Raw genomic sequence first — 13,230 nt, 5'->3', positions numbered from 1 at the left:
ATTTTCCATCCTCTTTTTCGTGATAAATAGATGGAAAAACTTCTCTCCATTATTCTTTATTATCTTCCCTCATATCAACTCATACTACTAAAAAACAAACAGAAAAGAGGGAGTCAGTTATGGACCCTTTTATGCCACAGCTTGTCTATATTGAACCCAAAGCCTTAGAATACCCCCTTGGCAAAGAGCTAAAAGAAAAGTTCACAAAATTAGGTCTCGAGATACGCGAAACCACTTCCCATAATCAAGTCAGAGGAATACCTGGTGATAACGAACTGCAGCAATACCGCAATGCCAAATCGACTTTAGTAGTAGGAATAAGAAGAACGCTAAAATTCGATACATCAAAGCCATCTGCAGAGTACGCCATTCCGCTTGCAACCGGATGTATGGGGCATTGTCACTATTGTTACTTGCAGACCACCCTGGGGAGTAAACCCTACATTCGTACCTATGTTAATTTAGATGAGATTTTTGAACAGGCCCAAAAGTATATGGATGAACGAAAACCAGAAATTACCCGCTTTGAAGCAGCCTGTACATCCGACATTGTGGGATTAGACCATCTTACCCATTCATTAAAAAAAGCGATCGAATTCTTTGGACAATCCGAATACGGTCAGCTTCGGTTTGTGACCAAATTTCATCATGTCGACCATCTTCTCGATGCAAAACATAATGGAAAAACAAGATTCAGGTTTAGCGTCAATTCTCGCTATGTGATTAAGAACTTTGAACCCGGAACCTCTTCCTTTGAAGACCGATTAAAAGCTGCGAGGAAAGTGGCGAATGCAGGGTATCCATTAGGTTTTATCGTTGCACCGATCTACATGCATGAAGATTGGAAAGCAGGTTATCGTGAGCTATTTGAACGGTTAAGTGAAGAGCTAACAGGAGTAGACATTCCGGATCTCACTTTTGAACTAATACAGCATCGATTTACGAAACCAGCTAAAAACGTTATTGCCAAGCGCTATCCAAAAACAAAACTTGAAATGAACGAGGAAAAAAGAAAATATAAATGGGGAAGGTATGGTATTGGGAAATATGTCTACCCAACCGAGGAGGCAAAAGACCTTGAAACGACCATCCGAGAGTATGTTCAGGAATTCTTCCCTAATGCGGTAGTCCAATATTTTACTTAAATTTTCTACTTGTCCGCCGTACTATATTCTAAACACGCTGACTAAAGATGTAACAAGTTCATCTTTAGGAGTGGCTGCCCATGAAAATAGACGGCGTTTTTTCTGGAGGGGGAATTAAGGGCTTTGCTGTCATAGGAGCCTATGAAGAAATTGAAAACAGAGGGTTTCAATTTGTCCGAGTGGCAGGAACAAGTGCAGGCTCCATTATTGCGGCTTTAATTGCTGCGGGCTATACAAGTAAGGAGATTTATCAATTGGTGGATGAGTTCGATTTGCCTAAAATGCTTGATTCGCGTAAAACGATCATCCCATTTTCAATTGCTAAATGGCTGCTCGTTTATTGGAAACTAGGTCTATATAAAGGAAATGCGCTTGAAAATTGGCTAAAAAAGAAACTTGAAGCAAAAGGGTTGAGGACATTTTCCGATCTGCCTCCCCAAACACTTAGAGTAATAACATCTGATCTGTCGAATGGACAAATGGTGGTTTTACCCGATGACTTAGAAAAGTTCGGGATCAACCCCGGAACTTTTCCAATTGCCAAAGCTATTAGAATGAGCTGCAGTATTCCCTATTTTTTTGAACCAGTAAAATTACGGTCCATAGATGGAGTCAACGTGTTAGTAGATGGGGGAGTACTAAGTAATTTCCCAATGTGGCTGTTCGATTCAGAAAATGTTAAAAAAGTCAGGCCAGTTCTAGGTATTAAGCTGAGTCCAAGCGAATATGAACATGAAAAACATCAGATAAAAAACGGCATTCAATTATTTAGTGCCTTATTTGAAACCATGAAAGACGCTCATGATCAAAGGTATATTTCTAAAAAACATGTGGATAATATTATCTTTATTAAAGCCGAAGGGGTATCCTTAACCGAATTTAATCTTACAGATGAAAAGAAACAGATGTTATTTGATATCGGCAGGGATCATGCAAAGAAGTTTTTAAATCAGTGGACTTACTAATTCTTTGAGAACTGTTTACTCTGCACTTGGAGCTGCAGCTTTTTCAACAAAAAAATCGAGTGTCTAAAAAGACGCTCGATTTTTCTTTTTACCCTTCTTGCCGTCAATAACGGTCAAATGAGCAGGAGATTTCTTTTTTGTCTTGGTGCTTTTCTTTAATGATGTTAAAGTTCCTAGAGAGGAGGTTCTGGCAGTAGAATCCCCACTCTTTTGCTGTAATCGTTTTTTAGATTTTTTAGCTGCCTTAAGAAATGCCCGCTGCTCTTTTTTCTGAGGGCTTGAATGTGAAAACCTTCGAAAAAGGAAATAAATGACTAAACCGATCAATGCTACGACAGCTATTCCCTGAATGAAACCGGCAGGATTTGCTGTAAACGAACTGACAAGTCCAAGTAATGCAAGAATAATAAGTACCCCAACAATAATCGTTGATGTCCGATTTTTCAAGAAAGCCACCTCCCTAAGAGCATCTTAAGCATTTTTTTATTCTTTTAAACACATAGGTAAAAAGATTTAGACAATTTCTTCATTTTTTGTGTCAAACTCTGTTTCCTGCTCTCTCTTTAATAATTCTTGGAAAGAGAGAATAGCCACCTCTACTTGGTCATGATTTGGTTCTTTTGTTGTTAACAATTGAAGCCAAAGTCCAGGCAGACCCAGGTACTTTAATACGGGAATATCCCTTAATTTATTGGTTACCTGTAAGACCTCAAATGCAATTCCTAACACGACTGGTATTAAAAGAATACGGTCCACAACCCGCAGCCAAAGTGGTGTTGTTGGGACAAGTAAATACACAAAAACGCCAACAATTACCGTAAATAATATGAAACTGCTGCCACATCGATAATGCAGCCGAGAATGTGCCTGCACATTTTCAACTGTTAATTCTACCCCTGCTTCAAAGGTGTTTATTACTTTATGCTCAGCACCATGATATTGAAACACTCTTTTGATAAGAGGGGTTAGTGAAACAAAATATATATAGCATAGGAGTAGTAAGAGCTTAAAGAAGCCTTCCACAAGAACTTGAGCAAAATCTGATGGGAAAATAGGTTTTGTTAGGACCGCTAAAAAAACGGGAATTAAGGTAAAAGCAAATTTCCCAAATAAAAACGAAATGACTCCTATAACAGCTACCCCTAAATACATCGTCAATTTTGAAACTTCTTTTTCTTTAATCGTATCATCATCTTGAGGATCGACATCATATCTTTCAGTTGAAAAGTTCAAATGTTTTGAGCCATTCGCACTAGCTTCAATAATTGAAATGATACCACGCAGAAACGGAATCCTTTTTAAAATAGATAAAGAAGGATTGGCCTTTCGTGGTAAATGAAAGTATTCTACAGAATGATCTTTCCTGCGGACAGCGGTAACATAATGATGCTTCCCGCCAAACATGACACCTTCAACTACTGCTTGACCGCCATATACCGGTTTTTGAGAATTAGACATGGTTATTAACACCAACCTATTAACATAGTTGCACAATAGCAGAAATGATAAATCTGTATGTACTTAATTTTATTCTACTAGAAAAGTGAAAAAACCTCTAGGATGACATAATATTTCCATATAAAAACAGAAAAAAATTTTTCTATGTAAGGATTGATTTTTCTACGGGCATAATAATGATGGAATTTACTATGAACTACATAATATGAGCATGGTTAAAATAAAGAACGGAGGAGTCATCATGACAAACGAACAGCATAACAATAATTACCCAAAACCAATGTCATTCTTAATGATGGTATTTTGGACTGGTTTATTTGGAGGATTTTTTTGGGGAGTCATAGGGTATATCGCTTATTTTTTTAATTTTACAGAAGTTAGCCCCAATGTCATACTTGAACCATGGGCTTTGGGTGATTGGAAGTACAGCTGGATTGGTAAAGTAATTTCCTTGATATTTCTAATAATTGTTTCAATTATCATCGCTTTCGTTTATTATGCAGTCCTAAGAAAATTAAAGGGGATCTGGTTCGGGATGGGATTTGGTATTGTTTTATTTTTATTGGTCTTTTTTGTCCTTAACCCCATTTTCCCGGGAATTAAACCATTTATGGAGTTAACCAAGAACACCATTATAACTTCTATTTGTTTATATATCCTATATGGAACTTTTATTGGTTATTCCATTAATTATGAATATGAAATTAGTAAAGTGCAAGACAAAGAGGCTTCAACCTAATTTCTAAATAGTCGAATGATTAAAGGTTATGATAAAATATCTTTATCTTAACCATGAAAGGGAGAATGGAGATACAATGGAAAAATTAGAGAAGTTACGATCAGCTTTTTCGGGAAACGGCATTGATGGTATTCTGATTACCAGCCCTTATAATCGCCGCTACATATCAAATTTCACAGGGTCTGCAGGTGTTGTCTTAATTAGTGCAGAGAAGGCTCTGTTTATTACAGACTTCCGTTATATTGAACAAGCTAGTGAACAATGCCAAGGCTTTGAAATCATCAAATACTCTGGTTCTATTCCGGAAGAAATTGCCTTACAAGTGAAAAATTTAGGGATTAAAAAACTTGGTTTTGAGGAGGACTATCTAACTTATTCCTCCTTTAAAGTATATGAAAAAGAAATGGATAATGAACTTGTTCCTATTTCCGGAGTGATTGAAAAGTTACGCTTGATAAAGACAGACGCAGAGATTAAGATATTAAAGGTGGCTGCAGATATCGCTGATGCTGCATTTAAACATATTTTGGATTTTATCCGTCCAGGTAAAACCGAATTAGAAGTATCAAATGAGCTCGAGTTTTTTATGAGAAAGGCCGGTGCTACCTCTTCTTCTTTTGATACCATCGTTGCTTCTGGTCATCGCGCAGCCCTTCCACACGGTGTTGCAAGTGATAAGGTAATTGAAGCAGGAGATATCGTAACCATGGACTATGGCTGCTATTATAATGGTTATGTTTCCGACATTACCCGGACAGTTGCCGTTGGAGAACCAGATGTAAGAATGAAGGAAATTTATGAGATTGTCCTTGAAGCACAGCTCCGCGGGATGGCTGGATTTAAACCTGGTATTACAGGAAAAGAAGCAGATGCCATTACCAGAGACTACATAACAGAAAAAGGTTATGGTGAATATTTCGGTCACTCTACTGGTCATGGGATTGGACTTGAAGTTCATGAGGGCCCTGGTTTATCAATGAAGTCGGATATCATTTTAGCGCCTGGCATGGTGGTTACTTGTGAACCGGGAATTTACATTCCAGGCCTTGGCGGAGTTCGTATAGAAGATGATACCTTGATTACGAACACTCATAATGAAGCTCTAACCCATTCCACAAAGGAATTAATTATATTGTAAGAATTTAGGAGGATTTAAATATGATTTCTGTTAACGATTTTAAAACTGGTTTAACCATTGAGGTGGATGGCGGTCTATGGCGCGTTCTAGACTTTCAACACGTAAAGCCGGGAAAAGGAGCTGCATTTGTTCGTTCAAAGCTTCGTAACTTGCGAAATGGAGCGATACAAGAAAAAACGTTCCGTGCGGGTGAAAAGGTAGAAAAAGCACAGATTGACAATCGTAAAATGCAATATCTATATGCAAATGGTGATTCTCATGTGTTCATGGATATGGAATCATATGAACAAGTGGAACTGCCAGCAGCAAACATTGAATACGAATTAAAATTCTTAAAAGAAAACATGGAAGTTCATATCATGATGTTCCAATATGAAACACTCGGTGTAGAATTGCCAAACACAGTTGTATTAGAAGTTACCGAAACAGAACCTGGCATCAAAGGTGATACAGCTTCTGGCGGTACTAAACCTGCAACACTTGAAACCGGTCTTATTGTTCAAGTGCCATTCTTCATTAACCAAGGGGATAAACTCATCATTAACACCACAGAAGCAAGCTATGTTTCTCGTGCATAAGTTCTAAAGCATAAAACCTTAGATCATCATATGGTCTAAGGTTTTTTTCGTGTTATAGCAAAATTAAAAACTTCACCAAATAGTAAGAATTAAGAGCAAGTCACCAAACATCGGTTTGATAAAATGAACTAGTATAAGAATATTTGGAAAGGGGTGAATCAATAGATGAAACGAATGACAACTTTCTTTTTCCTTTTCATTCTATTAGCCATTGCAGCGTCAGGATGCAGCTCAAAACTTGATGACCAAAGTTGGAAGCTTGATAAGAAACATACACCACTACCTGATTTTGTTTTAAACTCTTCTGAAAAAGTTCAAGAAACGTATATAATGGCATCAACTTATCCTGAGGTTGTTGCTCAAGTACCCTGTTACTGTGGTTGTGTGGCAGATGGTCATAAGAGTAATTTAGATTGCTTTGTTAAGTCCGTTGGTGAAAACAACGAGGTACAAGAATGGGATTCACATGGTATATCGTGAGATACGTGTGTCAATATTGCCCGGGAGGCAATAGATATGCATCTTAACGGTAAGAGTCCTCAGAAAATTTATGAATTGATTAGTGAAAAGTACAAAGACTTAGGGGAAGCAACCCCAACACCTCAGCCAAAGTAGGGGTAACCCATGAAGAAAATATTAATTGGATTTTATGTTTTGGTTATAATTGGTATTATCATTTGTATAAGTAATAGTGATATTTTTGGTAAAGAGAATTCACAGGCTATCACAGCTGGTGAAAAGGTATACAATAAAAATTGTATGATCTGTCATGGTGATACTGGAAAAGGTGAAGGGGAAAAGGTGAAGGGGAAAAGGCAGGAACTGCTTTAAATAATCAAAATTTCTTAAACTCTGTGCCTGATAAAGATATATATAATTATATAAAATTTGGAAGAGAAGGAACCGGTATGCCGGCCTATGGACCAAGATTATCTCAGACAGAGATAAAAAATCTAGTAACCTATATCCGTACTTGGCAAACAGAAGATATTAGTTTTAATGTGCCAAATACCATTGACGGGAACTCGGTAAATGGAAAAAAACTGTACAATCTGTATTGTCAGAACTGTCATATGGAAGCAGGCGCGGGGATGTTGCGAATGGGAACAGCTCTTGCGTCTCCGCAATATTTAAAATTAACAACCGATAAGCAAATATGGATTAGTACTGCTTATGGCCGTGAAGAGACGAGAATGGGTCCGTCTTTAAAAGGTCTTGATGGTGTGCGTCAGTTAAAGAAACAGGAAATCTCAGATATTGTGAGCTATATCCGATCCTTGGAAGAAAAGAAATAAATTAAAGAAGATGATAAAAACCTGTATCCTGCTATTTTGGATGCAGGTTTTTTTATGTTATAGGAAATTATAGATTTATTTCTTGTGAATAATTATTTACAGGTTTAGAATCGTCCAGCTCCAGCGCCTAGCCCCTCGAGGTCATAAGCCAATCCGTCCAAAAGGTTAAAAAGCAACCTTTCGGCCGGCTCGTCTTATGCTTGTCGGGGCTGACCAAGGCGCTTTCGCTTTTGTTCCTATGTTTAGAGTTTTAAAATCCGACAAATTACTCAAAAAATCGAAGTAATCTTAAAGATGTGAACATTTTGTGGTGGTTTTTTGTCAAAAACTCAAACGTTTTCGCCCTTTAACAAAATGTTCAATAGTGATTCAACTTTATAGGCAGCAGAACGATTATATTTGTTTCTAAGAGGACTATAGTGAAAATTGGATGTTCAAGTGAGGAGTTTTCCAAGCCAAGGAGGATTAATATGCTTAAGAAAAAGTGGTTGGCAATGTTCGTCATTGCTTCATTTCTAACTAGTTTTATAAGCTCTAAAACTAGTGCTGCAACAATATTTCAAGCGGAGAAATTTCCATTTAAGGAAATGCAAGTACAAGTTATGCCAGAGTTTGACTACCCGGAAGATTGGGGGTCAAGGGATGTGCCCTCACCCTCATTACTAGTTGGTGAGTATGGAACCATTACAAACAAAAGCGGTCAAGATTATGATGGGAAAATTGAAATACCTATTCCTGCGAAGGAAAAGGGATTTGAAGCCTATTTAGTGGCAGAGTTTCCAGAGGAAAATAAGCCAGAGGTCCAACGTCCATATGATGTTGATAAGGAAAAAGGAATCGTATCTTGGAAGCCGGCAAAGGCAATCAAGAATAATGAAACCTATCAATTTGTAATTGAATATTACACAAAAACGATAGAGGTAAAAGAGCAAAAAAGTTTTACATATCAGCTGATGAATAACGCTGCAATTGACAAATTAGATGTCGTTTTTTACTCTCCAATGGATGCAAAAAATATAAAGTTAGAGCCAAAAGCAGCTAACAACACTAAGAGTGAGTATGGCGAAGAACTTAATTACTACCAATATAAGGGTGTCAAAGCAAAAGAAAACCTTACATACTCTTTTTCATACCAGAAGGCTGGAACGGAATCCACCATGGAGGCAATTAACAAACAACAAGCTTCTACGGACAAAAGTGGCAGTACAGCAACAGACCAAGAAATAAAAGAAACATCAAGCAGGACCACTAAACAGCCGCTTATTGGGGGTGGCGGAGCTTCTATTATTGGAATAGCTTTAATCATCGCAGGGGTTTTCGTTTATTTAGGATTAAAGGGTAATGTTCAAAGGGGCCGGCGTTCTCTAGCAAAAGGAACAAAACAAAAACAGCAGCCTGCAAAACAATTAACTGGGAAAAAAGATCATAAACCAAATAATGCCGAAGAAAAAAAGGAACTTCGTAAAAAGTTGTTAACAGGTAAAATTGACCAGGAAATGTACGAGGAAGAAATGAAAAAATTGATCTAATGAGGTGGGCTAAGTGAAGAAAAATACGCTTGTGATGTTAGGCGGCTTTATTATTGCGGGTGCGATTGTATTCTTATTGATGGCTGCGACGCCTGGTTCTAGCGGTGTAGAACTGACTTTGAAAGAATTGTTGGCGACTCAAGACCAGCACAAAGACGATTTTGTTACGGTTGAGGGATTATTAATAGAAAAAACAATTAAATGGAATCCAGACAAAATTCAACTGAAATTTGATGTAAAAGATAATCATGGCAACGTCATGCACGTGATCTATCATGGTACAAAACCAGATAATTTTTCAGAGGGAGTGATTACCATTCTTCAAGGTGCCCCTACGAAAAGGAATACGTTTGAAGCAGAATCGGTCAAAACGAGATGCCCTTCTAAATACGAAGGAAAAGATATGAAAAACTATGACCCTGAAAAACATAAACAATTGCTTGATAAGCCAGTGAATAAAAAATAATAGTCAACGTTAGAAGGTGACGAAATGTATTTATTTGCCAACGCAACGATTTATATAGGTTTAGCCATTGCAGTTTATTCGCTCCTCATCCTTACTCTGGGGATAAGCACAAAAAATCAAAAATTCGTCAACAGTGGAAAGAGTGGCATGATTGCATTATTTGTTTGTGCAGGTATGGCCATGATTGTTATGTTCTACCTATTAGCCACTTCTCAATTTCAATACGAATACGTTACCGATTATACCAGCAGTGAACTGCCAATTATTTATAAACTTACTGCTCTATGGGCTGGAAATGCTGGATCGTTATTATTATGGACCTTTTTCTTAACTCTTTACATGGTGATGATCACGTTTTCAAGAAAGATGAAAGGAAACCCAATGGTTCCTTACATCTCAGCCATTTTAATGGCCAATGCGGTTTTCTTCTTTTTTATTCTGGGATTTGTCGCAAAACCATTCAATTTATTGGCAGCCGTTCCGACAGAGGGTAAGGGTTTAAATCCAATGCTGCAAAACCCGGGGATGATTATTCATCCTGTGACACTTTACCTTGGTTATGTTGGTCTCGCCGTACCTTTTGCCTTTGCGATGGCAGCATTAATCATGAAAAACGTTGACGATTTTTGGATTAAAATGACACGACGCTGGACAATTGTTGCCTGGTTATTTTTAAGTCTTGGAAATATCTTTGGTGGACAATGGGCGTATGTAGAGCTTGGCTGGGGTGGATATTGGGCATGGGATGCAGTAGAAAATGCATCATTTATGCCATGGCTGACAGCAACAGCCTTCCTTCACTCCATTATGATTCAAGAACGTAAAAATATGTTAAAAATATGGAATATAAGCTTAATTATTGTCTCCTATGCATTAACGTTATTTGGAACATTCCTTGTGCGCAGTGGTGTTTTAACATCTGTCCATGCTTTCGCTAACTCTAATCTAGGATTATATTTCTTAATTTTCATGGGTGTAGCGGTCATCCTGGCTCTCTATGTACTAATGAGCCGGTACAATTTGCTTAAACGAAGTGCAGGCGAGGTCAATTCAATTGTTTCGAAAGAAAGTAGTTTTTTAGTTAATAACTTACTATTAGTAGGTGCAGCATTTGCTACTTTTTGGGGAACTGTTTTCCCGCTTGTATCTGAAGCTGTCCGAGGGACGAAAGTAACAGTAGGTATGCCGTTCTTTAATAAAGTAGAAGCGCCAATTCTATTGTCAATGATGTTTGTTATGGCTGTCTGTCCATTGCTTGCATGGCAGAAATCTACTGTAAAAAACCTTCGAAAGAACTTTTTGATTCCAGCGATTCTTGCTGTAATTGGAATGGTTTTAATGGCTGTACTAGGCATCCAAAAAGCATGGGCTGTAATTGGATACGGAGTTATTATTTTATTGTTGGTCACACATTTCTTAGAGTTTTATAGAGGTGTGAAAGCTAGACGGAAAATGACAAAAGAATCTCCATTGGTTGCCTTGTATCGTTTAATGGTCCGCAACCGCCGCCGCTATGGTGGATATATTGTCCACCTTGGTATTGCCTTTATAACAATGGGTATTATCGGTTCACAAAATTATGATGTGGAAACGATGAAAACTGTTTCTTTAGGCCAATCAATTGAGCTTAGGGATTACCGGATCAATTATGATCGTCTTGATCAAAAGAAAGAGGGAATTAACGATATCGTTTATGCAGACGTTACCGTTTTTAAAAAAGGTAAAAAAATTGGCACCTTCCAACCTGAAAAAGTGTTTTATGGTAACTGGGAGCAGCCATCTTCTGAAGTGGCCATCATTTCATCGGTTAAAGAAGACTTATATATCGTATTAAGCGCATGGGAAGATAATGGAAAAGCAACCTTTGTTGTGAAAGTTAACCCAATGATGGATTGGCTATGGTTTGGTTCCTTTATGATTGTAATTGGTGCATTATTTGCAGTTTGGAACGGAAAATATGGAAATGTCACTCCGAGGTACACAGGAGTACGCAAAGAGGTGTCTTAATAATGAAAAAGAAATTTTATTTAGGGCTCCTGGTAATTGCGTTTATTTTTCAAGGTTCATTTATTCGAGCAGAAGCAAGACAAATTGATTATAAATCGGCTGAATTTAAAGCAGTTGCCCAGCAATTTGCCTGTACATGCGGTTGTGGTCAAGATCACTATGAATGCGATCCAAATACTTGTAATCTGACTACTGAGTTTAAAAAGGACTTGGTAGGGATGATGAACAAAGGCTGGGATAAAGATAAAATTCGTCAATACTATGTCAATATTTATGGTGAAGAAATCTTAACATCCCCTGAGAAAAGCGGTTTTAGTTTAACAGCATGGGTTCTTCCGTTTGTCGTTTTAGGATTAGCGGCAATAGCTGTATTCATCATTATCCGTAAGTGGGTGAAGAAAAAAGGTACAGATGTCGTAAAGACTGATTACGAAAGCACTGAGGATGAAGTGGAGGGAGAAATCCTTACCTCGATGATCGATGAAGAACGCAAAAAGTATCTTTAGGATGTGAATAAAATGCATGATATCTCAATCTTATCAATAATTTTTACAGCAGCATTGGCTCTAATATGTTTGTTTTTAATAGTAGCTCCATTTTTTAAGTGGGATACGTTTATCCAATTAAGTTCAAAGGACCAAGATATAGCTGCCACGAAAGAGGCCTTATTGACCACACTTAATGAAATCGAGTTTGAGTACAAGATGGATAAAATTTCACATGCGGATTATAAGAACTTAAAAAGGCAATATGAAATAGAAGTAGCCAAGATTATGAAGGAAGAAGACCAGTTTGTAGACACAAGTGTTGATAAAGACCTAATGGCAGAAGTAGAAAAAGAAATTGAAGAACAAATGAAAAACTATGCAAAGAAAAAGGGGGAAGGAAAGTGATCAAAAAAATCACCGTTTTCTTCCTTGGACTATTGATATTATTTCCTTTCCAGGGATTAGCTGCAACAACAGATTCAAAGATAGCCATTGACATGCATTACCTGGTTGTGAGCTCCGCAGAAGATGGGTCTACTAATATGATGAATATGGTTAATTATACCAACACTTCTGCACAGGAATATAAAGGTGATGGCAAGAGTGAAGCAGTTTTAAAGGTTACGCTGCCTGAAAATGCGAAGGATCTAAATTTTTTAGATAGTAAAATTGCTTTTAAGCAAGTGGATAAAGGATTTATTACAACGACCCCAATTCCGGCGAATCAAACAACTGTGCTCCCTTACAGCTATCGAATGCCAAAAGGCAAAGAAATCAAATTATCCATGGATTATCCTGTTGAAATGATGCAAATCCTTGTTCCTGAAGGAATGGGCAGTGTTGAAGTTAATGGTGCAGAAGCAACTAGTCAAGGTCTTTTCAAATTTGATGATCAAAGCTATTTTGGCTACAGTATTGAAGGGTTGAAGGAAAAACAGACATTTACACTAGTCTACAAAAAAGATGTTCAACCGCCAGCCGATGAAACTAAGCTGGCGGCAACAACGACAGATAAAAATAGCACAACCGGGGTAACTCACACTGCACCGGCATTTCATAACCCTGGACATTTAAGAATGTGGGCACAATCACCATTACACAGTTTCAACCCACACATCTTCCTAATAATTATTGGAGCAATCATAATTGCAGGTATTGCCTATTTTATCTACTTTAAAAGAAAAGCTAGATTAGAAGAAGAAAGACTAGGCGCAGATAAAGAAGAAAAGGCATTTAAACAATTACTAGCAAAACAAAAAGCAATCATGGAGAAGATCATTGAACTAGAAGAAACCTTTGATGATGGGAAAATCTCAGAAGACGACTATCATGGAAAGCTTGCTGCCTACAAACAGCATCTAGTTCAAGTTAAGCTAAATTTACGTACGTTTATTGAATAACAGCTGGGATGGGAGGGACTCA

Annotated in this window: 16 protein-coding genes; 14 read left to right on the top strand and 2 right to left on the bottom strand. The window is 37.6% G+C overall.

The genetic code is table 11. The features are described from left to right. The first annotated feature begins 119 nt into the window (after positions 1 to 119). A complete protein-coding gene (splB, locus tag J7E81_RS15180; RefSeq protein ID WP_215043451.1) occupies positions 120 to 1,145 on the top strand; it encodes a spore photoproduct lyase in 1,026 nt (341 codons plus the stop codon). Positions 1,146 to 1,225: 80 nt separating this feature from the next. Beyond that, positions 1,226 to 2,110 carry a patatin-like phospholipase family protein gene (locus J7E81_RS15175; protein WP_215043449.1) on the top strand — a complete coding sequence of 295 codons (885 nt, stop codon included), beginning with the start codon at positions 1,226 to 1,228 and terminating at the stop codon, positions 2,108 to 2,110. A 63-nt stretch (positions 2,111 to 2,173) separates the two neighbouring features. Here J7E81_RS15175 and J7E81_RS15170 read toward each other — a convergent pair whose 3' ends face one another. Further along, the gene (locus J7E81_RS15170; protein WP_308162219.1) at positions 2,174 to 2,566 is read right to left on the bottom strand and encodes an SA1362 family protein; all 393 of its coding nucleotides are present in this window, start codon (positions 2,564 to 2,566) and stop codon (positions 2,174 to 2,176) included. 57 nt (positions 2,567 to 2,623) lie between these two features. Continuing rightward, a complete protein-coding gene (locus tag J7E81_RS15165; RefSeq protein ID WP_215043444.1) occupies positions 2,624 to 3,568 on the bottom strand; it encodes a DUF1385 domain-containing protein in 945 nt (314 codons plus the stop codon). 241 nt (positions 3,569 to 3,809) lie between these two features. Here J7E81_RS15165 and J7E81_RS15160 point away from each other — a divergent pair, with 241 nt between their 5' ends. The 12 genes from J7E81_RS15160 to J7E81_RS15105 all read left to right on the top strand — a co-directional run bounded on the left by J7E81_RS15160 (position 3,810) and on the right by J7E81_RS15105 (position 13,208). Next, complete coding sequence (locus J7E81_RS15160; protein WP_215043442.1) at positions 3,810 to 4,307, top strand: YqhR family membrane protein; 498 nt, start codon at positions 3,810 to 3,812, stop codon at positions 4,305 to 4,307. A gap of 76 nt (positions 4,308 to 4,383) precedes the next feature. Next, the gene (locus J7E81_RS15155; protein ID WP_215043440.1) at positions 4,384 to 5,445 is read left to right on the top strand and encodes a M24 family metallopeptidase; all 1,062 of its coding nucleotides are present in this window, start codon (positions 4,384 to 4,386) and stop codon (positions 5,443 to 5,445) included. Between the two features lie 20 nt (positions 5,446 to 5,465). Further along, positions 5,466 to 6,023, top strand: coding sequence for an elongation factor P (gene efp, locus J7E81_RS15150; RefSeq protein ID WP_215043438.1), 558 nt, complete (start codon positions 5,466 to 5,468; stop codon positions 6,021 to 6,023). Between the two features lie 165 nt (positions 6,024 to 6,188). Beyond that, positions 6,189 to 6,638 carry a PCYCGC motif-containing (lipo)protein gene (locus J7E81_RS30940; protein ID WP_308162218.1) on the top strand — a complete coding sequence of 150 codons (450 nt, stop codon included), beginning with the start codon at positions 6,189 to 6,191 and terminating at the stop codon, positions 6,636 to 6,638. Positions 6,639 to 6,647: 9 nt separating this feature from the next. Then, positions 6,648 to 6,854: a c-type cytochrome gene (locus tag J7E81_RS30580; protein WP_251028654.1), complete on the top strand. Its 207-nt coding sequence runs from the start codon at positions 6,648 to 6,650 to the stop codon at positions 6,852 to 6,854. 23 nt (positions 6,855 to 6,877) lie between these two features. Further along, positions 6,878 to 7,318: a c-type cytochrome gene (locus J7E81_RS30575; RefSeq protein WP_374104047.1), complete on the top strand. Its 441-nt coding sequence runs from the start codon at positions 6,878 to 6,880 to the stop codon at positions 7,316 to 7,318. A gap of 470 nt (positions 7,319 to 7,788) precedes the next feature. Next, a complete protein-coding gene (locus J7E81_RS15130; protein ID WP_215043432.1) occupies positions 7,789 to 8,847 on the top strand; it encodes a hypothetical protein in 1,059 nt (352 codons plus the stop codon). Positions 8,848 to 8,860: 13 nt separating this feature from the next. Further along, positions 8,861 to 9,313, top strand: coding sequence for a cytochrome c maturation protein CcmE (locus J7E81_RS15125; protein WP_215043430.1), 453 nt, complete (start codon positions 8,861 to 8,863; stop codon positions 9,311 to 9,313). A gap of 24 nt (positions 9,314 to 9,337) precedes the next feature. Further along, positions 9,338 to 11,320: a heme lyase CcmF/NrfE family subunit gene (locus tag J7E81_RS15120; RefSeq protein ID WP_215043427.1), complete on the top strand. Its 1,983-nt coding sequence runs from the start codon at positions 9,338 to 9,340 to the stop codon at positions 11,318 to 11,320. Positions 11,321 to 11,322: 2 nt separating this feature from the next. Continuing rightward, positions 11,323 to 11,826 carry a cytochrome c-type biogenesis protein gene (locus J7E81_RS15115; protein WP_215043425.1) on the top strand — a complete coding sequence of 168 codons (504 nt, stop codon included), beginning with the start codon at positions 11,323 to 11,325 and terminating at the stop codon, positions 11,824 to 11,826. 12 nt (positions 11,827 to 11,838) lie between these two features. Then, entirely contained in the window at positions 11,839 to 12,213 is a 375-nt protein-coding gene (locus J7E81_RS15110; RefSeq protein ID WP_215043423.1) for a hypothetical protein, read from the top strand. Next, the gene (locus J7E81_RS15105; RefSeq protein WP_215043421.1) at positions 12,210 to 13,208 is read left to right on the top strand and encodes a hypothetical protein; all 999 of its coding nucleotides are present in this window, start codon (positions 12,210 to 12,212) and stop codon (positions 13,206 to 13,208) included. Before J7E81_RS15110 ends, J7E81_RS15105 begins: the two co-directional genes overlap by 4 nt. Positions 13,209 to 13,230: the final 22 nt, after the last annotated feature.

This window comes from Bacillus sp. ISL-18 (assembly GCF_018613415.1).
Taxonomy (GTDB): domain Bacteria; phylum Bacillota; class Bacilli; order Bacillales; family Cytobacillaceae; genus Neobacillus.
This window is presented reverse-complemented; position numbering and strand designations above follow the sequence as displayed.